This window comes from Roseivivax sp. CAU 1753, assembly GCF_054482575.1.
Window position 1 is genome coordinate 85,021 of the sequence record NZ_JBTLRF010000003.1, and the last position, 22,351, is coordinate 107,371.

The 22,351-nt window shown below is 66.5% G+C and carries 22 protein-coding genes; 12 read left to right on the top strand and 10 right to left on the bottom strand.

Features of this window, described 5'->3' with window-relative positions; translation table 11 throughout:
* Positions 1–58 precede the first annotated feature (58 nt).
* The 3 genes from ACXYMN_RS07830 to ACXYMN_RS07840 are packed head-to-tail and all read left to right on the top strand — an operon-like array spanning position 59 to position 2,545.
* Positions 59–751 carry a haloacid dehalogenase type II gene (locus tag ACXYMN_RS07830; protein WP_459012991.1) on the top strand — a complete coding sequence of 231 codons (693 nt, stop codon included), beginning with the start codon at positions 59–61 and terminating at the stop codon, positions 749–751.
* Positions 751–1,572: an alpha/beta fold hydrolase gene (locus ACXYMN_RS07835; protein ID WP_459012992.1), complete on the top strand. Its 822-nt coding sequence runs from the start codon at positions 751–753 to the stop codon at positions 1,570–1,572. Before ACXYMN_RS07830 ends, ACXYMN_RS07835 begins: the two co-directional genes overlap by 1 nt.
* Before the next feature lies 1 nt (position 1,573).
* Entirely contained in the window at positions 1,574–2,545 is a 972-nt protein-coding gene (locus tag ACXYMN_RS07840) for a threonine ammonia-lyase (RefSeq protein ID WP_459012993.1), read from the top strand.
* Positions 2,546–2,692: 147 nt separating this feature from the next.
* On the opposite strand, the gene ACXYMN_RS07845 is transcribed toward ACXYMN_RS07840, so the two are convergent.
* The 7 genes from ACXYMN_RS07845 to ACXYMN_RS07875 form a co-directional block, all read right to left on the bottom strand.
* Entirely contained in the window at positions 2,693–3,385 is a 693-nt protein-coding gene (locus ACXYMN_RS07845; RefSeq protein ID WP_459012995.1) for a DUF4386 domain-containing protein, read from the bottom strand.
* A 35-nt stretch (positions 3,386–3,420) separates the two neighbouring features.
* On the bottom strand, positions 3,421–4,317 hold the full coding sequence (locus tag ACXYMN_RS07850; RefSeq protein WP_459012996.1) for an EamA family transporter: 897 nt from the start codon (positions 4,315–4,317) through the stop codon (positions 3,421–3,423).
* A 294-nt stretch (positions 4,318–4,611) separates the two neighbouring features.
* Positions 4,612–5,235 (bottom strand): NAD(P)H:quinone oxidoreductase, encoded by a 624-nt coding sequence (gene wrbA, locus ACXYMN_RS07855; protein WP_459012997.1) that lies wholly within the window; start codon positions 5,233–5,235, stop codon positions 4,612–4,614.
* 104 nt (positions 5,236–5,339) lie between these two features.
* The gene (locus ACXYMN_RS07860; protein WP_459012998.1) at positions 5,340–6,227 is read right to left on the bottom strand and encodes a LysR substrate-binding domain-containing protein; all 888 of its coding nucleotides are present in this window, start codon (positions 6,225–6,227) and stop codon (positions 5,340–5,342) included.
* Between the two features lie 166 nt (positions 6,228–6,393).
* Positions 6,394–7,734, bottom strand: coding sequence for an MATE family efflux transporter (locus ACXYMN_RS07865; RefSeq protein ID WP_459012999.1), 1,341 nt, complete (start codon positions 7,732–7,734; stop codon positions 6,394–6,396).
* Positions 7,727–8,239 carry a PaaI family thioesterase gene (locus ACXYMN_RS07870; RefSeq protein ID WP_459013000.1) on the bottom strand — a complete coding sequence of 171 codons (513 nt, stop codon included), beginning with the start codon at positions 8,237–8,239 and terminating at the stop codon, positions 7,727–7,729. Before ACXYMN_RS07870 ends, ACXYMN_RS07865 begins: the two co-directional genes overlap by 8 nt.
* The gene (locus ACXYMN_RS07875; RefSeq protein ID WP_459013393.1) at positions 8,239–8,601 is read right to left on the bottom strand and encodes a PaaI family thioesterase; all 363 of its coding nucleotides are present in this window, start codon (positions 8,599–8,601) and stop codon (positions 8,239–8,241) included. The genes ACXYMN_RS07870 and ACXYMN_RS07875 overlap by 1 nt, the downstream gene beginning before the upstream one ends.
* Before the next feature lie 311 nt (positions 8,602–8,912).
* Here ACXYMN_RS07875 and ACXYMN_RS07880 point away from each other — a divergent pair, with 311 nt between their 5' ends.
* From ACXYMN_RS07880 to ACXYMN_RS07915, 8 genes are all read left to right on the top strand, one after another.
* Positions 8,913–9,284, top strand: coding sequence for a MerR family transcriptional regulator (locus ACXYMN_RS07880; RefSeq protein ID WP_459013001.1), 372 nt, complete (start codon positions 8,913–8,915; stop codon positions 9,282–9,284).
* 192 nt (positions 9,285–9,476) lie between these two features.
* Positions 9,477–9,881: a MerR family transcriptional regulator gene (locus tag ACXYMN_RS07885; protein ID WP_459013002.1), complete on the top strand. Its 405-nt coding sequence runs from the start codon at positions 9,477–9,479 to the stop codon at positions 9,879–9,881.
* A 23-nt stretch (positions 9,882–9,904) separates the two neighbouring features.
* Complete coding sequence (locus tag ACXYMN_RS07890; RefSeq protein WP_459013003.1) at positions 9,905–11,686, top strand: acyl-CoA dehydrogenase C-terminal domain-containing protein; 1,782 nt, start codon at positions 9,905–9,907, stop codon at positions 11,684–11,686.
* Between the two features lie 47 nt (positions 11,687–11,733).
* The gene (locus ACXYMN_RS07895) at positions 11,734–11,946 is read left to right on the top strand and encodes a hypothetical protein (RefSeq protein WP_459013004.1); all 213 of its coding nucleotides are present in this window, start codon (positions 11,734–11,736) and stop codon (positions 11,944–11,946) included.
* 32 nt (positions 11,947–11,978) lie between these two features.
* A complete protein-coding gene (locus ACXYMN_RS07900; protein ID WP_459013005.1) occupies positions 11,979–13,124 on the top strand; it encodes an acyl-CoA dehydrogenase family protein in 1,146 nt (381 codons plus the stop codon).
* Positions 13,125–13,431: 307 nt separating this feature from the next.
* Positions 13,432–14,073 (top strand): glutathione S-transferase family protein, encoded by a 642-nt coding sequence (locus ACXYMN_RS07905; RefSeq protein WP_459013006.1) that lies wholly within the window; start codon positions 13,432–13,434, stop codon positions 14,071–14,073.
* 12 nt (positions 14,074–14,085) lie between these two features.
* Positions 14,086–15,297: an acetyl-CoA C-acetyltransferase gene (locus tag ACXYMN_RS07910; RefSeq protein WP_459013007.1), complete on the top strand. Its 1,212-nt coding sequence runs from the start codon at positions 14,086–14,088 to the stop codon at positions 15,295–15,297.
* A 25-nt stretch (positions 15,298–15,322) separates the two neighbouring features.
* The gene (locus ACXYMN_RS07915) at positions 15,323–17,521 is read left to right on the top strand and encodes a 3-hydroxyacyl-CoA dehydrogenase NAD-binding domain-containing protein (RefSeq protein ID WP_459013008.1); all 2,199 of its coding nucleotides are present in this window, start codon (positions 15,323–15,325) and stop codon (positions 17,519–17,521) included.
* 144 nt (positions 17,522–17,665) lie between these two features.
* Here ACXYMN_RS07915 and xseA read toward each other — a convergent pair whose 3' ends face one another.
* On the bottom strand, positions 17,666–19,204 hold the full coding sequence (gene xseA, locus ACXYMN_RS07920) for an exodeoxyribonuclease VII large subunit (protein ID WP_459013009.1): 1,539 nt from the start codon (positions 19,202–19,204) through the stop codon (positions 17,666–17,668).
* A gap of 76 nt (positions 19,205–19,280) precedes the next feature.
* On the opposite strand from xseA, the gene purD reads away from it, so the two are divergent.
* Positions 19,281–20,549 (top strand): phosphoribosylamine--glycine ligase, encoded by a 1,269-nt coding sequence (gene purD, locus ACXYMN_RS07925; protein ID WP_459013010.1) that lies wholly within the window; start codon positions 19,281–19,283, stop codon positions 20,547–20,549.
* Between the two features lie 153 nt (positions 20,550–20,702).
* Here purD and ACXYMN_RS07930 read toward each other — a convergent pair whose 3' ends face one another.
* Positions 20,703–21,677 (bottom strand): quinone oxidoreductase family protein, encoded by a 975-nt coding sequence (locus tag ACXYMN_RS07930; protein WP_459013011.1) that lies wholly within the window; start codon positions 21,675–21,677, stop codon positions 20,703–20,705.
* 1 nt (position 21,678) lies between these two features.
* Entirely contained in the window at positions 21,679–22,350 is a 672-nt protein-coding gene (locus tag ACXYMN_RS07935) for a class I SAM-dependent methyltransferase (protein ID WP_459013012.1), read from the bottom strand.
* Position 22,351 lies beyond the last annotated feature (1 nt).

Here is a 22,351-nt window from a genome sequence, read left to right on the forward strand (position 1 = left end):
CACCCTTTTCCTTCCCCGCGCCGCGTGCCACCCTCGGCGCGCAACCGAGAGGGACATCATGGCCATCACCACCTGCATCTTCGACGCCTACGGCACCTTGTTCGACGTCGCCGCCGCCGCCCGGACCGCCGCCGAGGAACCGGGACGGGCTGCGTTCAAGACGGTCTGGACCGACATCGCCGAGGACTGGCGGCAAAAACAGCTGCAATATACCTGGCTGCGCGCGATCACCGGCGACCATGTGTCGTTCTGGCAGGTCACCGAAGACGGTCTGGACTGGGCGCTCGAGCGGCGCGGCCTGCAGGACGATGCCGAGCTGCGCGAGCGGCTGCTGGCGCTGTACTGGGAACTGGCCCCGTTCCGCGAGGTGCCGTTCATGCTGGCCAAGCTGAAGGCGCTGGGCAAGACCTGCGCGATCCTGTCGAATGGCAGCCCCGAGATGCTGGAAGGCGCGGTCGACAGCGCCGGGATCGGCGAATACCTCGATGCGACCCTGTCGGTCGAGGATGTCGGCATCTTCAAGCCGTCCTCGAAAGTCTATGACATGGTCGGCGCGCGTTTCGGCTGCGTCCGCGACGAGGTGCTTTTTGTATCATCGAACGGCTGGGACGCCGCGGGGGCGGCGGGCTACGGTTTCACCACCGTCTGGGTCAATCGCAAGGACGAGCCCGTTGACCGCCTGCCCGCCCGTCCCCGTCATGTCCTGTCCGATCTCTCGACCCTGTCGACCTTGCCGGAGCTTGCTTCCTGATGCCACATTTCGCCACCTCTGACGGCCTGTCGCTGCACTTCACCGACGAAGGCGGCGGCCTGCCGCTGCTGTGCCTGTCGGGCCTGACCCGCGACGGTCATGACTTCGACTATGTCGCGCCGCATCTGTCCGGCGTGCGCATGATCCGGCTGGATTACCGGGGCCGGGGGAAGTCGGACTGGGGCGACCCCGCGACCTATACGATTCCGGTCGAGGCCCGCGATGCGCTGGAACTGCTCGACCACCTCGGGATCGGGCAGGCGGCGCTCTTGGGCACGTCGCGGGGCGGTCTGATCTCGATGATGCTGGCGGCCACCGCGAAGGACCGGCTGCTGGGCGTGGCGCTGAACGACATCGGCCCCGAGATCGCACCCGAGGGGCTGACGGTGATCAAGGACTATCTCGGGCGCAACCCGGTCTGGAAAACCTACGACGAGGCGGCCGCGGTGATCGGCGCGCGGATGGAGGGATTCGCCAATGTCCCGCCCGAGCGCTGGGCGCGCGAGGTGCGCACGTTGTTCCGCGAAGGCCCCGAAGGGCTGGTCATACCCTACGATCCCAAGCTGCGGGACGCGGTCCTGGGCGATGGCGCGCAACCCGCGCCCGACCTCTGGCCGCTGTTCGACGCGCTGGCGGGCCTGCCTCTTTGCGCCATTCGCGGTGCAAATTCCAATCTGCTCTCGCCCGCCTGCTTTGCGGAAATGCGCCGCCGCAGGCCCGACATGATCGCCGCCGAGGTGCCTGATCGTGGGCATATCCCGTTTCTCGACGAGGCCCCGGCGGTCGACGCGCTGACCCGCTGGCTCGGGATGCTGCGCTGAGATGGAGATCGGGCGTATCCGGGCCGCCGCCCTGCGCCTCGAGGGCCACGCGCGGCGCACACCGCTGCTGTCCTCGCCGTTCCTCGACAGGATCGCGGGACGGCGGGTGCTGGTGAAGGCCGAATGCCTTCAGGTGACCGGCAGCTTCAAGTTTCGCGGTGCCTGGTCCGCTCTGTCCGCCCTCGACGCGGAAACCCGCGCCGCGGGCGTCATCGCCTATTCCTCGGGCAACCACGGACAGGGCGTCGCCCATGCGGCGGCGCTTCACGGAGTGCCCGCGGTGATCGTGATGCCGCGCGACGCGCCAGAGGTGAAGATCGCCAATACCGTCGCACTGGGGGCGGAGGTTGTGCTGTATGACCGCGCGACCGAGGATCGCGATGCGATCGGCGACCGGCTGGCACAGGCGCGGGGCCTGACGCTGGTCAGGCCCTTCGACGACCCCGAGGTAATCGCCGGGCAAGGCACCACCGGGCTCGAGATTGCCGCGGATGCCCGCGCGCTGGGGATCGAGGTGGCCGACGTGGTGGTCTGTTGCGGCGGCGGCGGGCTGACCGCAGGGATCGCGCTGGCGCTCGAGGCGGAGGCGCCCGGGCTGCGCGTGCGCACCGCCGAGCCCGAGGGTTTCGACGATGTGGCCCGGTCGCTTGCGGCGCGACGGGTCATGCGCAACGCGGCGCTGTCGGGAGGGTTGTGCGATGCCATCGTTACGCCCGAGCCGGGGCGGTTGACCTTCCCGATCATGCAGCGGCTCTGCGGGCCGGGGCTGGTGGTCGGCGACCACGAGGCCTTGCAGGCCATGGCCGCAGCATTCTTGCGGCTCAAGGTGGTGGCCGAACCCGGCGGCGCCGTGGCGCTGGCGGCAGCGCTTTACCGGCGCGATCAGATCGCGGGCGATGCCGTCATCGTCACGCTGTCCGGGGGCAATGTCGGCGCGGACGTGTTTTCCAAGGCGCTGGCGACGATGGGGTAACGAGGCGCTGCACAGGCGTCGCCTTGCACTTCCACGAACCGACGCGGAGCTGTTGCCGACCTCACCCGGAACGCGGCAACCAGGGCGCGCGCCCTGACATGCCCGGTCGCGCGGCGCGGCGGTCGATGCCCGCACCCTCTGCCCGACCTAGGATGCGGGGCGAGGCCTTCGCTGCAACAGCAACCGCAGGCAGAAGGCGCTTTCGGCCAGGATGGTAATACCGTAGGCGGGCATGAACAGCGCCGACAGATCGGGCGCGAGAAACCGCAGCCCACTGCCGATCAAATAGACGAGGCCGGCCGCGACGAGCCCCAGCCCGAAGGCCCGTGCGAAGAGGCCCGAGCGCCAGACAAGGTGCCCCATGATCAGGCTGTTCACACCGAAGAAGACCAGGCCGAGATCGTAGCCCTGCCCATGCAGTTCGAGAAAGACGCGCGCCAGCGATCGTGCATGATCCACGGGGATATCCGCAGCCCCGTCCAGCAGCAGCCAGGCGGTCTGCATCGTCATCAGGTTGGCTGCGATCAGCGCCGTCTGGATCAACCGGAATACCATGGCCGAAAGCGCCAGCGCCGGGGCGGCGGCGCGGAACATCAGATAGAGCAGGATCGCGAGCCCGGCATCGGCGAGCGCCATGATCAGATCGGCCGCCAGGCTCGCGCGGAAGAGACCCGGCGCGCCCAGAATGGCCTCTGCGGTGGCAGCGGCGTCGTCAAGATCGATGAGAGATGCGCGAAGCCCCAGTTCCGCCCCAAGCCCCGTGACGATGATGACAAGATAGAGCAGACCTGCCCAACGGGCCTGCCGGACAAACGCGCGGGTGATGGGTTGGGTCGGCATCGGATGGCTCCTTGGCTGAAACGGATGAACGGTCATCAGGGCGAAAGGCTGTGCCGCCGGAAGACGCGCGGGCCTTGCCACCCACCGGGGCGGTTCGCCGCCTGGCCGGCCCAGACCGATCCCAGCACGATGCCCGCGCCGAGGATCTGAAGCGGGCTCAGGCCCTGTCCAAGCCAGACCCACCCGAGGATGACCGCGGTAACCGGGCTCATCATGCCGAGCATCGAAACCGCCCCCGGCTCGATCCGCGCAACACCCCGGAACCAGATCCAGTAGGTCAGCGCGGACCCGATCAGGCCAAGCCAAAGCAGCCCGCCGAGATGGGTCGGCGTCAGGGGCGGCAACGGCGGCTCGACGAACACCGACAGCGGCAAAAGTATGAGGCCACCGGCGGTCAGCTGCCAGGCGGCAAAGCCAAGCGCGCCGACCGGGGGCTGCCACTTGCGGCTGAGCACGGTGCCCCCGGCCATGGCCGCCGCCGCACCGAGAGCCGCGGCGATCCCCATCGGATCGAGCGCCGCGCCGGGCCCGATGAGCAACAGCCCGACGCCTGCCATTCCGGTCACCGCCGCGACCACAGCGGCTGCCCGGGCAGGTGTGCCAAGCCACCCGCGCGCCAATCCGATCACCATCAATGCCTGCACCGAGGTCACGGTCGCGGCGACCCCGCCGGGCAGGTGATAGGCGGCAACGAACAGCAGCGACCAGAAGATCGCGAAGTTCAGCGCGCCAAGCAGGAAGACCCGGCCCAGCCAGTCGCGCGGCGGCAGGCATCGCGTGACCGCAAGAAGCAGGAGCCCGGCCGGCAGCGCCCTGAGCATCGCCAGGGTGACCGGGTATCCATCGGGCAGAAACTCCGTCGTGACGAGGTAGGTGCTGCCCCAGACGGCCGGTGCCAGCGCGGTGATCAGGATATCCGTGGTTCGGGTCATGGCAATTCCTCCGTGGTTGCGGTCACCAGAACAGCGTTCTGGGCAAGGCGGGGATGTCGCATCGCGGCTCTATCCCGACGTCTCGCATCAAGGTCGGGGGCAGATCGCGGGGCACGCCGCGCAGGCGACGGCGGGCTTGGTCGCGGCGGAAAAACTTGCGTATGACACCGATAAGACCGCCCGCTACCTGTGTTCCGCGTGCCGGGCCCTTGCGCCGACCCGGGCGCGGATATCCCCGGGTGGACAATCGAGCCGACCGGTGCCGCCTTCCCGCACAATGGCTGTCGGGGGCCATCATGCGGCCTCCCGGCGCTGACCGGCCGCGGCGAGCCGTGCCGCGATCCGGGCGACATGGGCACCCTGGAAGTGTGCTCCGGCAAGATCCGTCTCGGTCGGGAGCAGGGCGCCATCGGCCCCCGCGATGGTCCCGGCCCCGTAGGGTGCGCCACCGACGATGCCGTCGCGCGTCGTCTGCCCTGCAAAGCTGTAGGGCAGGCCTGCGATCAGCATGCCGAAGTGTTGAAGCGGGATCTGGGTGGACAGCAGCGTCGCCTCGTGGCCGCCATGCTGCGAGCCCGTGGAGGCAAACACACCGGCGACCTTCCCGACCAGCGCATTCCGCGCCCAGAGGCCACCCGCCTGGTCGAGAAACTGCTTCATCTGGCCCGCCATCATCCCGAACCGCGTGGGTGTTCCGAAGAGAATGCCGTCGTAATCGGCGAGGTCGGCGGGGGACGCCTCGCGGGTGTCGTCCGCCACATATCCGGCGCGCGCGCGGACGCCTTCAGGAACCGTCTCGGGGACGCGGCGGAGATCGACCTCGGCCCCGGGAACGCTGCGAGCGCCTTGGGCTTCGGCTTCGGCCAATGCCCGAACGTGGCCGTAGCTGGAATAGTAAAGAACAAGAATGCGGGTCATGGGATCCTCACTGGCTGTGTCTGGTCTGCCGGAAAGATCGCTCAAGCCGCGTTCGGGAATAACCGGCGCGATGTCAGATCACTCTTTACGCCGGTTGAAGAATGTCAGCGTCGCAATGCCGAGGACAGATGGTCGAGAAAGGCCGACACGCGCGCATCGAGCCCGAGCCGCGAACCTGTCACCGCGAAGATCTCCGGTGCTGGAAGTTCATGATCCGGGAGCACCCGAACCAGCGTGCCGCTTGCCTCTTCGGCATCCGAAATGAAGTCCGGCAAGGTCCCGATCCCCTGGCCCGCGATCAGCAGATCGCGAAGCACCAGGCTGTTTCCGACCCGCACCGTCGGATCCACCGGCACATTGACGATGCCGCCGGGTCCGGTCAGCGACCAGTTTGTCAGGTGGTCCGCCAAGAGAAACCCGAGAACCGGGTGCTGCGGGATCTGATCCGGGGTCTGCGGAGCCCCGTTTCCGTCGATATAGTCCGGAGAGGCGAAGATGCGCTGGCGCATGGTGCCGATCTTGCGGGCGATCAGCGCGGAATCCGGCATCGCCGACCGGATGCGGATGGAGACGTCGAAACCGCCTTCGATCATGTCGACAACCCGATCGTCGAGCGACAGCGTCAGCCGCAGGTCGGGATATCGGTTCAGGAAACCCGGCAGCATGGGCGCGATGACCATCTGGCCGAACGAGCTTGACGCGTTGATCTTGAGATGGCCGCTGACTTCTCCGGCCCCTTCCCGGATCCGGTCCTCGACCTGGCTGACCGCCCCGAGGATCCGACGCGCTTCGTCGTAGAAGAGATGCCCGTTATCGGTCAGCGACATGGAGCGTGTCGTGCGGGTCAGCAAGCTGGCGCCGAGGCTTTCCTCCAGAAGCTTTACCTCGCGGCTCAGGAGCGCGGGCGACACGCCGAGATCCTCTGCGGCACGGGCGAAGCTGCCGCGTTCGACGATGCGGCAGAAGGCGTGCATGACCGAGAGCTTGTCCATGACCGATTAAAACCATGATCGCGGCGCGAGAGGAATGCCGGAGTTCGGCCAACAGAAGGCGGTCGCGGGCCGGGTTGATCGCATCGGACGGGGGGGGCTGCCCCCTCTTCGGCCCGAGGGCCGAATTCACCCCCGGCGTATTTCGAAAATGGAAAGGCGGGCCGGGTCAGGGGGCGGTCGCGACCGCGCGTTCGAGGGCGGGGTAGCGCAGGGCCATGGCAAGGCCGCGAAAGATGAAGGACGCCATCAGGGCTGCCCAGAGGCCATGATTGCCGAAGCTCGGGACCAGAAGGGCGGCGACGGCGAAGTAACCGGCCGCCGAGATCGCCATGAGGTTGCGCATGTCGGCGGTGCGTGTCGCGCCGATATAGATGCCGTCGAGCATCCAGGACGCGAGGCCGAGTACCGGGGCCGCGACCATCCAGGGCAGGTAGCGGCGCGCCTCGGCGACCACGGGCGGGACATCCGCCATCACCGCGATCAGCCAGCCGCCGCCCAGCGCGAAGCCCACCGCCAGAGCGAGTGTCGCGACGCCGCCCCAGAGCGCCGTCAGCAGTGCCGCGCGGCGCAACGTGGCGGTGGCGCGCGCACCGACCGCCTGCCCCACCATCGCCTCGGCGGCGAAGGCGAAACCGTCCAGCGCATAGGCCGTGATGTGCAGGAATTGCAGCAGCACCTGATTGGCCGCGAGCGTGACATCGCCGAGGCCCGAGGCAAGGAACAGGAAGGAGACGAAGATCGATTGCAACAGCGCCGAGCGGATCAGGATATCGGTATTGACCCGCGCCATGCGCCAGAGTTTCGTGGCGTCAAAGACCCGCGCCCAGTCGCGCCAGGCGGGCACCGCGAAGGCCGCGCGACAGAGCCAGAGGCCCAGTGCCAGGCCCGACCATTCGGCGATGAAGGTGGCCCAGGCCACCCCCGGCACGCCAAAGCCAAGGCCGAGCACGAACCACAGGTCGAGGCCCACGTTGACCAGGTTCATGCCGACCTGCAGGACCAGAACCGCGCGGGTCCGCTCCGCCGCGATGAGCCAGCCGGTGATGCCGTAGATGGCGATGGCGGCGGGTGCGGACCAGATGCGGATGCGCATGTAGTCGCGCGCCAGGGTTTCGACGGCGTCGCTGGCGGGGGCAAGGTGGAAGGCACCCGCGAACAGCAGCGCCTGCGCGGCGATCAGCAGCGCGCCCGCCGCAAGGCCGATCATCAGCACGCGTGTCAGCAATGCCGCGACCTCGGCGCGATTGCCCTGCCCCGCGGCCTGGGCCGCAAGGCCGGTCGTGCCCATGCGCAGGAAGCCGAAGATCCAGTAGATCGCCTGCAGCACGATGGCACCGAGACCCACGGCACCGATCGGCGCCGCGGCACCCAGTTGACCGACCACGCCGGTATCGACCGCGCCGAGGATCGGGATCGTGGCGTTCGACAGCACGATCGGCACCGCGATCTTCAGCACGCGGGCATGAGTGACAGCTTGCGGACGCGGAATGGCGGCCGTGTCAGCCATCGCTGCGGGGCATCAGGAAATGCGACGTCGCCATGGCGAAGGGCCGGTCGCGATTGTCCTGCCACGCCTCGGCCATGACAGATCCGTAGCGCCGCCCCGAACGGGTCACCCGGGCCCGGGCATAGGCGTCGCGCGGCAGGCCCGAGCGCAGGTAGTCGACGGTGAAGTCGATGGTCTTGGGCAGGCGCGGCAACTCGCCCTTTTCCAGCTCGTCCAGACGGATCGAGCCGGATTCCACGTCTTCCCAGAGCCATTGATAGCTGAGCGTGATGATTGCCGTGACCTCGAGGAAGGCCGCCGTCACGCCGCCGTGGATGGCCGGAAGGAACGGGTTGCCGATCAGCTCTTCCTTGAACGGCAGCACCGCCGTCAACTCGTCGCCGCGGCGGTCGAAGACGATGCCGAGCGTCCGGATATAGGGCACCCCGTCGGCAAGCGCGTTCAGCGCGGCATCGCGCCGTTGCTTGACCTTCAGGACCGGTTCGGGGGGGGGACGTCCGGCCATCACGCGCCCTCCACGGTGAAGGCACCGGTGGCGGTGGCGACAAGATTTTCGCTGTCGGTATCGACCGCGGTGGCCCGGATGAAGGCCACGTTGCGGGTGATGTGGGTGCATCGCGCCTCGGCGATGATGGTCTCGCCGGGGGTCGCGGCGCGCATGTAGTCTATGCGCAGATCGATGGTGGCGGTGGAGGCCGGTGCCGCCGGGTGGCTCATGACCGCCGCACCGCCGCAGGTGTCCATCAAGGCCGAGACCGCGCCGCCGTGGATCACGCCGGTCTGCGCGTCGCCGACGATGCGGGCATGATAGGGCATGATGATCCGGGCATAGCCGTCGCCGATCTCTTCGATCTCCATGCCCAGCATCCGGGCGTGCGGTATGCTGGCGATGAACTGGCGGGCGATCTTCGCGGTGTCTGCAGCCAAGGGGTCGGCCTTTCGAGGCGGGGGGTTCGGGGCTGTTATCGGGGCTATGCCACGCCGGGACAAGGCCCGCAGGCCAGGAAAAACGGTCGGGGCCGCAAAGGCGTTCGCCCGGGGGCCGGCCCGCGCCCCGTCTGCACCGGCCCCGATTGCCGCGGCCCCGCAACCCCCGCCGCGTTTCGTGACCCGCCGTGGCGGGTTCCCGTTTGCAGGGGCCATTCACCTCCCCTAGGATGTCACGCAGGGAGAGATACATGGTCGATCAACGTCTCACATTCAAAGACATGTGCGCCAGGTTCGATGTGACGCCGCGCACCTTGCGCTACTACGAATACATCGAGCTGCTGACCCCCGAGCGCGAAGGCCGGGCGCGGTTCTACGGACCCAAGGAAGTCGCGCGGATGACGCTGATCCTGCGCGGTCGCAAGTTCGGCTTCCAGCTCGAGGACATCCGGCAATGGCTGATGATGTACGACAAGGAAGGCACCGAGGCGCAGATGCGGCACTGGATCGAGTTGGCGGACCGCCAGCTGGCCGAACTGGCCGAGCAACGCGACCAGCTGGACGCAGCCATGGCAGAGCTGAAAACGCTGCGCGACGAGACCGCGACGTCGCTGAAAACCTGATCCGGCGGCGATGCCGCGTCTTCGACCGTGCTTTCGATAATTACCCTGACGCTACGTCCGCCTTGGCTGATCTTACGTCAGCGCCAAAGTGACGTGACGTACAGGTTACGTCAACGTAAGCCAGTATTGTAGGAATCGGTCCAAGACCTTTAGTCCAGCCGCATCAGAACCGGCAGGAATGACAAATCGACCATGACCCAAGACCGAACCATGACCATCCGGGAGATGTGCGACGCCTTTGACGTGACTCCGCGGACCCTGCGCTTTTACGAGGCGAAAGAGCTTCTCTTCCCGATCCGCGAGGGCCAGAAGCGGCTTTTCACCCGACGCGACCGGGCCCGGCTGAAACTGATCCTGCGGGGCAAGCGCTTCGGCTTCAGCCTCGAGGAGATCCGCCAGCTTCTCGACCTTTACGACATGGGCGACCAGCAGCGCACGCAGCTCGCCCGGACCTATGACATCGCGCAAGACCGCCTCAACGACATGATCGCACAGCGCGACGAACTGAACGAGGCCATCGGCGAACTCGAAGACCAGATGCGCTGGGGCGAGAAGATGCTCGCCTCGATGGCGCAATCTACAAAAGCCGCCGAATAAGACCAGACGACGAGGGAGGCACCATGCCCGTCTATACCGCACCGACCAAAGACCTGATCTTCGTTCTCGACGAAGTCCTGAAGATCGCCGAGGCCGACATCCCCGGCTACGAGGACCTCGACCGCGAGACGGTGCAGGCCATCCTCGAAGAGGCCGGCAAGCTGAGCGAAAACGTGCTGGCCCCGCTGAACCGCGTCGGCGACGAGGAAGGCTGCACGCTGGAGAATGGCGTTGTGCGCACGCCCACCGGCTTCAAGGATGCCTACAGACAGATGCGCGAAGGCGGCTGGATGGGGCTCGATGCGGACCCCGAGTTCGGCGGCCAGGGCATGCCCTACGTGCTCAACTGCGCCGTGGGCGAGATGTTCGTGTCGTCCAACATGGCGTTCAACATGTACCAGGGCCTGACCCATGGGGCCTATTCGGCGATCCACGTGCATGGTACCGACGCGCAGAAGGCCACCTACCTGCCCAGGATGATCGACGGCGAATGGTCCGGCACGATGAACCTGACAGAGCCGCATTGCGGCACCGATCTGGGCCTGATCCGCACCAAGGCCGAACCTCAGGACGACGGCAGCTATGCCATCACCGGCCAGAAGATCTGGATCTCGGCGGGCGAACATGACCTGTCCGAGAACATCGTTCACCTGGTGCTGGCCAAGATCCCCGGCGGTCCGGATGGCGTCAAGGGCATCTCGCTCTTCATCGTGCCGAAGTTTCTGGTCAACGAGGACGGCAGCCTGGGCGCGCGGAATGCGCTGTCCTGCGGCGGCCTCGAAGAGAAGATGGGCATTCACGGCAACGCCACCTGCGTGATGAACTACGACGGGGCCAAGGGCTTCCTGATCGGCGAGATGCACAAGGGCATGCGCGCCATGTTCACGATGATGAACGAGGCCCGGCTGGGCGTCGGCCTGCAAGGCTATGCGCAGGGTGTCGTGGCCTACCAGAACGCCCTGGCCTTCGCCAAGGACCGCCTGCAGGGCCGCGCCGTGACCGGTGCCGAAGCCCCCGACAAGCCCGCCGATCCGATCATCGTGCACCCCGACGTGCGCCGGAACCTTCTGCACCAGAAAAGCTTCATCGAGGGCGCGCGACTGTTCACCCTCTGGGGCGCGCAGATGATCGACCGCGCCCATCGCAACGACGATGCGGCGGCCGAGGGGATGATTTCGCTGCTGACCCCCGTCATCAAGGGCTTTTTGACCGACAAGGGCTTCGACACCACGGTGCTGGCGCAGCAGACGCTGGGCGGGTCCGGCTTTACCCGCGAATGGGGGCTTGAACAATTCGTCCGCGATGCCCGCATCACGATGATCTACGAAGGCACCAACGGCATCCAGTCGCTTGACCTCGTGGGGCGCAAGCTGGGGGCCGATGGCGGCAAGCACGTCATGGCCTTCTTCGAGATGGTCAAGGACTTCATCAAGGACAACAAGGGCCAGGACGACGCCTTCGACCGCGATTATCTCGAGCCGTTGAAGCTGGCCTCGAAGGACCTGCAGCAAGCGGGCATGTATTTCATGCAGAACGGCATGAAGAACCCTAACAACGCGCTGGCGGGGTCGTATGACTTTCTGCACCTCTTCGGCCATGTCTGCCTGGGCCTGATGTGGGCGAAAATGGGCCTTGTCGCCCGGACCGCCCTCGCGGCGGGCACGTCGGACGCGGAGTTCTACCAGACCAAGCTTGCGACCGGGCGCTACTACATGGCCCGCCAGCTGCCCGCCACGTCGATGCACCTCAAGCGCATCGAGAGCGGCGCGGACACGGTAATGGAACTGGACGCGGCGAACTTCTGAGGCGACGGTGGGCGGCAACGCCCACCCTCACACCGCCCGGAGGCCCCATGCCCAAGCGTTTCCGACTGACCCGCCGCTTTCCCGTCGCCATGACCGAAGACGGCTATCGCAGGTTGAAAGGTTTCGCATCCGAGGCGGGCCTCGACGAAGGCGAAGCGCTGAGCTTCCTCTTCGAGAATTTCGACAGCGTGACCGACCACGACGCGCTCGGGCACAGGCTGCGGCTGTTCAACGCCGAGCTCGAGGCGCGCAAACGCTGAACCGGCCGCAACGTCCGGGAGGGGACCTTGCCATGACATCGACCTGGATGACCGACGAGCACCGGATGCTCGCCGACATGACCGCCCAGTTCATCGCGCGGGAATGGTCGCCGCATTTCGCTGATTGGCGGCGCGCGGGCCAGATGGATCCGGCGACCTGGCGTCAGGCCGGCGCGCTTGGCCTGCTCTGCCCCTCGATCCCCGAGGCATATGGCGGCGCGGGCGGCGATTTTGGCCACGAAGCGGTGATCCTGATGGAAGCGGCGCGCGCCAATCTCGCCTCTTGGGGTCACGGCATCCATTCCGGCATCGTGGCGCATTACATCCTGTCCTACGGCACCGAAGACCAGAAACGGCGCTGGCTGCCCCGGATGGCCACCGGCGAGCTGGTCGGCGCGCTGGCGATGACCGAACCGTCCACCGGCTCGGACCTGCAGGCGATCAGGACCAGGGCCCTGCCCTCGGGCAACGGCTACCGCCTGTCCGGCCAGAAGACCTTCATCACCAATGGCCAGCACGCAAACCTGATCCTCGTCGCGGCCAAGACCGACCCCGATGCGAAGTCCCGGGGCATTTCGCTGATGGCGGTCGAAACCGACGGCGCACAGGGCTTCACTCGCGGCCGCAACCTCGAGAAGGCAGGGCTGCACGCCGCCGACACGTCCGAGCTGTTCTTCGACGACGTGGCCCTGCCCGCCGAGGCCTGCCTCGGCGGTGCGGAAGGCCAGGGCTTCTACCAGATGATGCGCCAACTGGCCCAAGAACGCCTGATCATCGGCTGCGGCGCCGTGGGCGCGATGGAGGGGGCCGTGTCCCGCACCATTGCCTATGCGAAGGACCGCGAAGCCTTCGGCGGCAATCTTCTGCAGTTTCAGAACACCCGGTTCAAACTGGCGGAATGCCAGACCAGGACGGTCGTCGCCCGCACCTTCCTCGATCAGTGCATTTCCGAACATCTGGCCGGGGCGCTGACCGTCGAACGCGCGGCGATGGCGAAATACTGGCTGACGGACACCCAGGGCGCGGTGCTCGACGACTGCGTCCAGATCCACGGCGGCTACGGCTACATGATGGACTATGCGGTGACCGAGATGTGGGCCGATGCCCGCGTCCAGCGCATCTACGGCGGCACCAACGAGATCATGAAGGAACTGATTGCACGGGGGTTCCAGGAATGACGGCTGCACGCAGCGTGTCCGGCGTCGGAATTGCGTATTTGAGAAATGGAAAGACAGGGGGCTCAGCGCGCCGAACCGACGGTCCGCGCCCCCTGTCCTGTTCAGCCATGCCGCATCCCGGATTTCACGGGATTGACCCTGTATCGGAGAGCAGTCGACCTTTCCATTTGCGGTCATCGGCTCGCCAGCCTGTACCGCAGAGCCAGCCTGCACGCCCTGCAGTTAAAGCGCGGTTAATATCGGCTTTTCCATTTTCCAAATACGCATGCATGACCGCGACACACGCCATTCATTCGGGAGAAAGCTCATGACCATTCAACTGCACTGCTTCGGGGAATCCGGCAACGCCTACAAGGCCGCCCTGGCGCTCGAATTGTCGGGTCTCGACTGGGCCCCGGTTTATGTCGACTTCTTCAACGGTGCCACCCGCAGCACCGACTACCGCCGCGACATCAACCCCATGGGTGAGGTGCCGGTGCTGGTTGACGGTGATCTGACCCTGACGCAGTCCGGTGTCATCCAGATGTACGTGACCGAGAAAAGCGGCAAGTTCGGCGGGGCCAGTCCGGAGGAGGCCCGCGAAGTGATGCGCTGGGTGTTCTGGGACAATCACAAGCTGTCAAGTCAGGCCGGCATGACGCGGTTCCTGATGAACTTCGTGCCAGAGGACAAGCGCCCCGCGCCTGTCATCGACTTCATGCAAAGCCGCCTCAAGACCGCGTATGACGTGTTGAACACCCATCTTGCCGACCGCGACTGGATCGTCAGACGGGACGTCACCAATGCGGATCTGTCGTGCTGCGGTTATCTCTATTATCCCGAACCTTTCGGTTTCGACCGCAAGGACTGGCCCCATATCGATGCCTGGCTCACGCGCCTGTCGCAGCAGCCCGGCTGGAAACACCCCTACGCGCTGATGCCCGGCAATCCGTCGGATCGGGCAGAATGAAGGAGATCAAGGATGACTGACGCCTATATTTACGACGCGATCCGCACCCCGCGCGGCAAGGGCCGCAAGGATGGGAGTCTGCACGAGGTGACATCGGCGCGGCTCTCCGCGCAGGTCCTGAACACCCTCAAGGACCGCAACAACCTCGAAGGCCACGCGGTCGAGGATGTGATCTGGGGCAACGTCACCCAGGTGGGTGAACAGGGCGGCTGCCTGGCGCGCACCGCCGTGCTGGCATCGGAGCTTGACCAGTCGATCCCGGGACTCGCGATCAACCGGTTCTGCGCGTCGGGCATGGAGGCGGTGAACCTTGCGGCCAACCAGATCCGGGGCGGCGCCGGTGAGGCCTATATCGCCGGCGGGGTCGAGATGATGGGACGCGTCGCCATGGGGTCGGACGGGGCGGCGATCGCCGTCGATCCCGCGATCGCGATGGACACCTATTTCGTGCCGCAAGGCATCTCGGCCGATATCATCGCCACCGAGTACGGTTTTTCACGCGACGACGCCGACGCCTTCGCGGTGGAAAGCCAGAAGCGCGCGGCGGCGGCCTGGAAAGACGGGCGATTTGCCAGGTCCGTTGTGACCGTGCGCGACCAGAACGGTCTGCCGATCCTCGATCACGATGAATACATGCGCCCCGGCACCGACATGCAGTCGCTGGGCGGGCTCAAGCCGTCCTTCAAGGACATGGGCGAGATGATGCCCGGTTTCGACAAGGTTGCATTGCTGAAATACCCCCATCTCGAGCGGATCAACCACATCCACCACGCGGGCAACTCGTCCGGCATCGTGGACGGTGCGGCGGGTGTCCTGATCGGATCGAAGGACTGGGGCGAGAAGCACGGGATCAAGCCGCGCGCGCGCATCCGCGCCACCGCCAAGATCGGCACCGATCCCACGATCATGCTGACCGGCCCCGTCCCGGTGACCGAGAAGATCCTGCGCGATCACGGAATGGAGATCGGCGATATCGATCTTTTCGAAGTGAACGAGGCGTTTTCGTCGGTGGTGCTGCGCTTCATGCAGGCCTTCGACGTCGATCACGCCAGGCTCAACGTCAATGGCGGCTCTATCGCCATGGGTCACCCGCTGGGTGCCACCGGCGCCATCATCATCGGCACGCTGCTTGATGAGATGGAGCGGTCCGACCGCGAAACCGGCCTTGCCACGCTGTGCATCGCGTCGGGCATGGGTGCCGCCACGATCATCGAGCGCGTGTGAGACAGAGGCAGAGGAGACAGAAGACATGACTGATTTCACCATGGAAAAAGGCGCCGACGGCGTCGCCCTGATCACCTGGGACTGCGAAGGCAAGTCGATGAACGTGCTGTCCATCGATGCCGCCCTGCATCTGGAAACGCTTATCGACGACGCGCTGGCGGACGACGCCGTCAAGGGGATCGTCATCACCAGCGGAAAGGACAGCTTTGCCGCGGGGATGGATCTGAACGTCATCGCCAGGATGAAGGCCGAGGCGGGCGACAATGCCGCCGAGGGATTGTTCAACGGCATCATGTCGCTGCACAAGGCGCTGCGGAAGATCGAACTGGCGGGCATGGACCCCAAGACCCTGAAAGGCGGCAAGCCGATCGCGGCGGCCCTGCCCGGCACAGCCCTTGGCATCGGGCTGGAACTGCCGCTGGCGTGCCACCGCATCTTTGTGACCCCCGATCCCAAGGCCAAGATCGGCCTGCCCGAGATCATGGTCGGCATCTTCCCCGGCGCGGGCGGCACCACGCGGCTGGTGCGCAAGATGGGCGCGATGGCGGCCTCGCCGTTCCTGCTGGAAGGCAAGCTCAGCGACCCGATGAAGGCCAAGGCGGCGGGTCTCGTGGACGAGGTGGTGGCCGATCCGGTTGCGGCGGCGACGGAATGGGTTTTGCAGGCGGGCGACGCGGATATCGTCAAACCCTGGGACCAGAAAGGCTACAAGATGCCCGGCGGCGCGCCCTATCATCCGGCGGGCTTCATGACCTTCGTCGGGGCCTCGGCGATGGTGCACGGCAAGACCAAGGGCGTCTACCCGGCGGCCAAGGCGCTGTTGTCGGCGGTTTACGAGGGGGCGCTGGTGCCCTTCGACACCGCCCTGAAGATCGAGGCGCGCTGGTTCACCAATGTACTGATGAACCCGTCGTCATCCGCGATGATCCGGTCGCTGTTCATCAACAAGGGCGCGCTGGAAAAGGGCGCCGTGCGGCCAAGGGGCATCGACGACCAGTCGGTGCGCAAGGTCGGCGTGCTGGGCGCGGGCATGATGGGCGCGGGCATCACGCTGGTGTCGGCCATGGCCGGGATCGAGGTGGTGCTGATCGACCAGAAGCAGGAGGCCGCCGACAAGGGCCGCGCCTATACGGAGGCCTATCTCGATCAGGGCATCAAGAAGAAGAAGGTGACCGAGGAGAAGAAGGACGCCATCCTCGGGCTGATCACCGCCACGACCGATTACGCGGCCCTCGACGGCTGCGACCTGATCATCGAGGCGGTCTTCGAAGACCCGAAGATCAAGGCCGAGGTGACCGCGAGGGTCGAAGAGGTGATCGGCGAAGACTGCATCTTCGCCACCAATACCTCGACCCTGCCGATCAGCGATCTGGCCAAGGCCAGCCGGCGGCCCGAGCAGTTCATCGGCATCCATTTCTTCTCGCCGGTCGAGAAGATGGCGCTGGTGGAGATCATCAAGGGCAAGGAAACCGGCGATCGCGCGGTGGCCAAGGCGCTCGATTTCGTGCGCCAGATCCGCAAGACGCCGATCGTGGTGAACGACGCGCGGTTCTTCTATGCCAATCGCTGCATCATTCCTTATATCAACGAAGGCATCCGCATGGTGTCGGAAGGTGTGGCACCGGCCCTGATCGAGAATGCCGCCAAGATGGTCGGCATGCCGCTGGGGCCCTTGCAGCTGGTGGACGAGACATCGATCGACCTTGGCGCGAAGATCGCGCGGGCCACCAAGGCGGCGATGGGGTCGGATTACGCTGACGAGGCGGTCGACGAGGTGATCTTCTGGATGGAAGAGGAAGGCCGCCTTGGGCGCAAGGCCAACGCGGGCTTTTACAGCTATGACGAGAAGGGCAAGCGTCAGGGCCTGTGGGACGGGCTGGCCGCGCGCTATCCGCAGGCAGAGACACAGCCCGAACTGGTCGACGTGCAGCACCGCATGCTCTTTGCGCAGGCGCTGGAGGCCGTGCGCGCGCTGGAGGAAGGCGTGCTGATGGATATCCGGGAAGGCGATGTCGGCGCGATCCTGGGCTGGGGCTTTGCGCCCTGGTCGGGGGGGCCGCTGTCCTGGCTGGATATTCTGGGCGCACCCTATGCCGCCGAGCGCTGCGACAGCCTCACGGAAGCCTTCGGCGAGCGCTTTTCCTGCCCGCCGCTCCTGCGCGAGATGGCGGCGAAGAACCAGAGCTTTTACGGTCGTTTCGCCCCGGAACAAGCCGCGGCCTGATGCGCCTGTGAAAGCAATGTGCAGCCTTTGGCTGCGCAGGTCTGGCCCGGTGATCCGTTGGATCACCGGGCTGTTTTTTGCGTATTTGGAAAATGGAAAGACCGTGTCGTGCCATGCCCCGCGACCTCGGCGCCGCGAGGCCGATCAGAACAGACTGCCCTGTTCTGGTGGTTTCGGTTTGGCCCTGGCTTTCGCAGCCGCGCCTCCGATGCGCAGGCGTCCGTCGCTGAACTCGATTTCGAGCCCGCCCGCCGCCTCGGCCGCGCGCCTGGTGGTCACCACATGGCCATCCCCGTGTATCACCGCATAGCCGCGCGCCAGCGTCGCCTTGTAGCTCAGCGTCTCACGCAGCCGATCCAGGCCCGAGAGCCGGTCGCGTTCGGTCGCGACCCGCAGTGTCTGGGCCGTGGTCAGGCGTGCGGCGAGCGTGTCGAGCGCATCGCGCTTGGTCGCCACGTCGCGCGCGATGGGCCGGATGGACAGGCGGTCGGTCTGCCTGTCCAGCGCATCGCGCTTGCCCCGCGCAAGCCGCGCCAGCGCCGGGTCGAGCCGCGGCGTCCACTGGGCCAGCATGCGGCCTGCCTCGCTCAGCTTGCTGCGCAGCATCGCCGGACGCAGGCTGCCACCGATGTCAGACAGCGTCACGCGGCGGATCTGGACGCCCCGCAGCAGGGCCGCGGGCAACCGGTCGGTCGCCCCGTCGAGCCGTTGGCGCGCCGGTTCCAGCAAGGTTTCCGGACGTGGCAGCGCGCGGGCCAGATCACCCACCCGCTGGCTGCGATGGTCGAGTTTCAGACTGACCGCCCGGGTCAGCCGCGCTTGCATCTCGCCGCTCCAGATCAGCAGGTCACGCCGCACCGGCACCGCCATTTCGGCGGCGGCGCTTGGCGTCGGCGCGCGCCGGTCGGCGGCATGGTCGATCAGCGTCGTGTCCGTTTCGTGGCCCACCGCCGAGATCAGCGGGATGTCCGAGGCTGCGGCAGCCCGTACCACCGCCTCTTCGTTGAAGCCCCAAAGATCCTCGATCGAACCGCCGCCGCGCGCCACGATCAGCAGGTCGGGCCGGGGCAATGCGCCGCCCGGTGTCATGGCGTTGAAACCCTGGATGGCGCGGGCCACCTCGGGGGCGCAGGCCTTGCCCTGAACCGCCACCGGCCAGATCAGCACCCGGCGCGGAAAGCGGTCGCGCAGCCGGTGCAGGATATCGCGGATCACCGCGCCGGACGGCGATGTCACCACCCCGATGACATCCGGTAGGAAGGGCAGATCGCGTTTGCGGGCGGCATCGAACAGCCCCTCGCCCGCCAGCATCGCCCGGCGCTTTTCAAGCATCGCCATCAGCGCGCCCATCCCGGCGGGGCGGATGTCCTCGATCACGATCTGGTACTTGGACTGGCCCGGAAAGGTGGTGAGACGGCCGGTGGCAATGACCTCCATGCCCTCTTCCACCTGTGTCTCCTGGCGCGCCGCCACGCCCTTCCACATCACACCCGAGATCACCGACCGGTCATCCTTCAGGTCGAGGTAGATGTGACCCGACCGAGGTCGCGACACGCGCCCGACCTCGCCCCGGATGCGGACATGGGCGAAGGCGCCCTCGATGGTCCGCTTCACCGCGCCGGAAATTTCCGAGACCGAAAATTCGGGAATATTGCCGGTGTCGTCTTCCTCGATAAGGTCCATGCCTGTCCCGCGCTTGTTCTTTGCCGACAGCGACCTTAGAACGCCCACGGGCGCGGGACAACGGGAAGGCCAGACCATGAACATCCTCATACTGGGCGGCGGCGGGCGCGAACACGCACTGGCCTGGGCGGTGATGCAGAACCCCAAATGCGACAAGCTGATCGTGGCGCCGGGCAATGCCGGGATCGCCCAGATCGCCACCTGCGCCAGCCTCGACATCGAGGATGGCGGCGCGGTGACGGAGTTTGCCGGAGAGAATGCGATCGACCTGGTGATCATCGGCCCCGAGGGCCCGTTGGCCGCCGGGGTCGCGGACATGTTGCGCGACGCGGGCATCCTGGTCTTCGGACCGAACCAGGCCGCCGCGCAGCTCGAGGCATCGAAGGCCTTCACCAAGGCGATCTGCGCGGCCTGCGACGCCCCCACCGCGGGTTATGCGCATTTCACCGACCAGACCGCGGCGCGCGCCTATGTGCAACGCGAAGGTGCCCCCATTGTCATCAAGGCCGATGGTCTGGCGGCAGGCAAGGGCGTGGTAATCGCCGAAACTTTGGCCGAGGCCGAGGCGGCGCTTGATCACATGTTCGGCGGGGCTTTCGGCGCTGCGGGCGCGGAAGTGGTGATCGAAGAGTTCATGACCGGAGAGGAAGCCTCGTTCTTCGTGCTCTGTGACGGCACCGACGTGCTGCCCATCGGCACCGCACAGGACCACAAGCGTGTGGGCGAAGGCGATACCGGCCCGAACACCGGCGGCATGGGGGCCTATTCGCCCGCGCCGGTGATGACCCCGGCAGTGACCGAAAGGGCCCTGAACGAGATTGTCCGACCGACCATGGCCGAAATGGCACGGCGCGGGCATCCCTATCACGGCGTTCTCTATGTCGGCCTGATGATCGAGGACGGACAGCCCCGGCTGGTCGAATACAACGCCCGCTTCGGCGATCCGGAATGCCAGGTCCTGATGCTGCGGCTCGGGGCGCAGGCGCTCGACCTTATCCACGCCTGTGCCGAGCACCGCCTTGCCGGGGCACAGGTAAGCTGGGCCGACGATCACGCGATGACGGTGGTGCTGGCGGCCAGGGGCTATCCCGGCAGTTACGAAAAGGGATCGGTGATCGGCGGGCTCGACGCGCTGCCCGAAGACAGCTTCCACATGACGTTCCATGCGGGCACGTCCCTGACCGATGGTCGCATCACCGCGTCGGGCGGTCGGGTGCTGAATGCCACGGCGCGCGGCGCAACCCTGCAAGAGGCCCGGCAACGCGCCTATGCGCTGGTCGATGCGATCGACTGGCCGCAAGGCTTCTGCCGCCGCGATATCGGCTGGCGCGCGCTTGGCGACTGACCCCGCGGCAATTCCATCCCGAAGCGCGGCTTCTGCCTTCATCTTTCCAAAAAAACGCGCGGGGGTTTGGGGGCAAGGCCCCCATGCCGCCCGATGATCCACCGGATCAGCGGGCCAGACATGCGCGGGGCCCGAAGGCCCCGCCCCTCCGGATCACATCGTCAAAACCGTGGAGCCTGTGGTCTTGCGCGCCTCCAGCGTCCGGTGTGCTTCGGCCACCTCTTCCAGCGGAAAGCGCTGATCGATGCGGATGCGCACATCGCCGGCGACCACCTTGCCGAACAACATCGATGCCATCCGCTGGCAGGTTTCGTGATCGGCGATATGGGTGAACAGGGTCGGGCGGGTGATCTTGAGCGACCCTTTCGCGCCCAGTTCGGCGATATTGAAGGGCGGCACCGGGCCCGAGGCATTGCCGAACGAGATCATCATGCCCAGCGGGCGCAGCACGCCGAGCGAGCCGTCGAAGGTGTCCTTGCCGACCGCGTCCATGACCACGTCCACGCCCTTGCCGCCGGTCAGCGCGCGGACCTCATCGGCCCAGTCGCCCTGCCGGTAGTTGATGCAGGCATCCGCGCCGTGGTCGCGGGCCAGCTGGCACTTTTCGTCGGTGCCCGCCGTGCCGATCAGGCGGATCCCCTCGGACCGGGCCCATTGGCAGGCGATCAGGCCGACCCCGCCGGCGGCGGCGTGAAACAGCACCGTGTCCCCCCGGGCGATCGGCGTCGTGCGGTGGAACAGGTATTGCGCAGTCAACCCCTTCAGCATCATCGCGGCCCCTTCCTCGAAGGAAATGGCGTCGGGCAGCGGACAGACCTGCGCCGCGGGCATCACCCGCGCCTCGGTATAGGCCCCCGGTGGCTGCGCCGCATAAGCCGCGCGGTCACCGGCTTTCAGATGCGTGACGCCCGCGCCCACCGCCTCGACGGTGCCTGCGGCCTCCATGCCCAGCGCGTGTGGCAGGGTCATCTTGTAAAGGCCGGTGCGCTGGTAGACGTCGATGAAATTAAGCCCCGCCACCGCGTGCCGGATGCGGATCTCGCCCGCGCCGGGTGTGCCGACCTCGCGGTCGACCAGCTTGAAGACCTCGGGGCCGCCATGCGTTTCGATGATCATTGTGCGGGCCATGTCACTCCTCCCTGCCGGTGTGGACGATCTCTATGCCGACAGCCTGCTCTGAAAACGCAAGGTACCGGTAGGCCTCGCGCGGCAGGGTTTCCTGCAACGCCTTCCATTCGTGATGCCGCCAGCCCGGATAGCCGTAAAGCTCGTCGAACAGCAGCACCGAGCCTACGTCAAGACGCGGGCGCAGCGCCTCGAGGACGAAGCGCGTGGGCGTGTAGGTGTCGAGGTCGAGATGGGCAAAGACGACGCGCTGGCCCGCCTGATCGTCAAGCCAGTCCGGCACGGTGTCCTGCACCCAGCCCTTCACCAGCGTCACGTTCTGCGCCACGTCGGGCATCACGCCGCCGAGCGTGAAGCGCCCCGCCTGCCCGCCCTTGGCATGCCCGGTCCAGTCCTCTTCCAGCCCCTCGAAGGAGTCGAAACCCCAGATCGGAACCTGGGGCAACTGCTTGGCGAACAGGTTCACGCCGTGCCCGCGCCAGACGCCGAATTCGGCGAACAGACCATCGGTGTCCAGCCGGTCCACCGCCTGCGCCAGGCAGTATTTCCGGATCTGGCGCTTTTCGGGAAACAGCATCGCGCCCGACATCTCGTCCCGGAAGGTCTCGAAGCTGTCCTCGATGGCCCATTCGCCCAGCAGGTCGAGCGGCGTGCGCTTGGGAATGTCGTCGCCCATC

Excerpts from the sequence above, each read along its gene's own strand:
- ACXYMN_RS07840 (WP_459012993.1), top strand. The coding sequence starts at position 1,574 with ATGGAGATCGGGCGTATCCGGGCCGCCGCCCTGCGCCTCGAGGGCCAC.
- ACXYMN_RS07895 (WP_459013004.1), top strand. The coding sequence starts at position 11,734 with ATGCCCAAGCGTTTCCGACTGACCCGCCGCTTTCCCGTCGCCATGACC.
- ACXYMN_RS07890 (WP_459013003.1), top strand. The coding sequence starts at position 9,905 with ATGCCCGTCTATACCGCACCGACCAAAGACCTGATCTTCGTTCTCGAC.
- ACXYMN_RS07910 (WP_459013007.1), top strand. The coding sequence starts at position 14,086 with ATGACTGACGCCTATATTTACGACGCGATCCGCACCCCGCGCGGCAAG.
- ACXYMN_RS07860 (WP_459012998.1), bottom strand. The coding sequence starts at position 6,227 with ATGGACAAGCTCTCGGTCATGCACGCCTTCTGCCGCATCGTCGAACGC.
- ACXYMN_RS07845 (WP_459012995.1), bottom strand. The coding sequence starts at position 3,385 with ATGCCGACCCAACCCATCACCCGCGCGTTTGTCCGGCAGGCCCGTTGG.
- xseA (WP_459013009.1), bottom strand. The coding sequence starts at position 19,204 with ATGGACCTTATCGAGGAAGACGACACCGGCAATATTCCCGAATTTTCG.
- ACXYMN_RS07830 (WP_459012991.1), top strand. The coding sequence starts at position 59 with ATGGCCATCACCACCTGCATCTTCGACGCCTACGGCACCTTGTTCGAC.
- wrbA (WP_459012997.1), bottom strand. The coding sequence starts at position 5,235 with ATGACCCGCATTCTTGTTCTTTACTATTCCAGCTACGGCCACGTTCGG.
- ACXYMN_RS07850 (WP_459012996.1), bottom strand. The coding sequence starts at position 4,317 with ATGACCCGAACCACGGATATCCTGATCACCGCGCTGGCACCGGCCGTC.
- ACXYMN_RS07835 (WP_459012992.1), top strand. The coding sequence starts at position 751 with ATGCCACATTTCGCCACCTCTGACGGCCTGTCGCTGCACTTCACCGAC.
- ACXYMN_RS07915 (WP_459013008.1), top strand. The coding sequence starts at position 15,323 with ATGACTGATTTCACCATGGAAAAAGGCGCCGACGGCGTCGCCCTGATC.
- ACXYMN_RS07870 (WP_459013000.1), bottom strand. The coding sequence starts at position 8,239 with ATGGCCGGACGTCCCCCCCCCGAACCGGTCCTGAAGGTCAAGCAACGG.
- ACXYMN_RS07865 (WP_459012999.1), bottom strand. The coding sequence starts at position 7,734 with ATGGCTGACACGGCCGCCATTCCGCGTCCGCAAGCTGTCACTCATGCC.
- purD (WP_459013010.1), top strand. The coding sequence starts at position 19,281 with ATGAACATCCTCATACTGGGCGGCGGCGGGCGCGAACACGCACTGGCC.
- ACXYMN_RS07885 (WP_459013002.1), top strand. The coding sequence starts at position 9,477 with ATGACCCAAGACCGAACCATGACCATCCGGGAGATGTGCGACGCCTTT.
- ACXYMN_RS07905 (WP_459013006.1), top strand. The coding sequence starts at position 13,432 with ATGACCATTCAACTGCACTGCTTCGGGGAATCCGGCAACGCCTACAAG.
- ACXYMN_RS07935 (WP_459013012.1), bottom strand. The coding sequence starts at position 22,350 with ATGGGCGACGACATTCCCAAGCGCACGCCGCTCGACCTGCTGGGCGAA.
- ACXYMN_RS07900 (WP_459013005.1), top strand. The coding sequence starts at position 11,979 with ATGACATCGACCTGGATGACCGACGAGCACCGGATGCTCGCCGACATG.
- ACXYMN_RS07930 (WP_459013011.1), bottom strand. The coding sequence starts at position 21,677 with ATGGCCCGCACAATGATCATCGAAACGCATGGCGGCCCCGAGGTCTTC.
- ACXYMN_RS07875 (WP_459013393.1), bottom strand. The coding sequence starts at position 8,601 with ATGCTGGGCATGGAGATCGAAGAGATCGGCGACGGCTATGCCCGGATC.
- ACXYMN_RS07880 (WP_459013001.1), top strand. The coding sequence starts at position 8,913 with ATGGTCGATCAACGTCTCACATTCAAAGACATGTGCGCCAGGTTCGAT.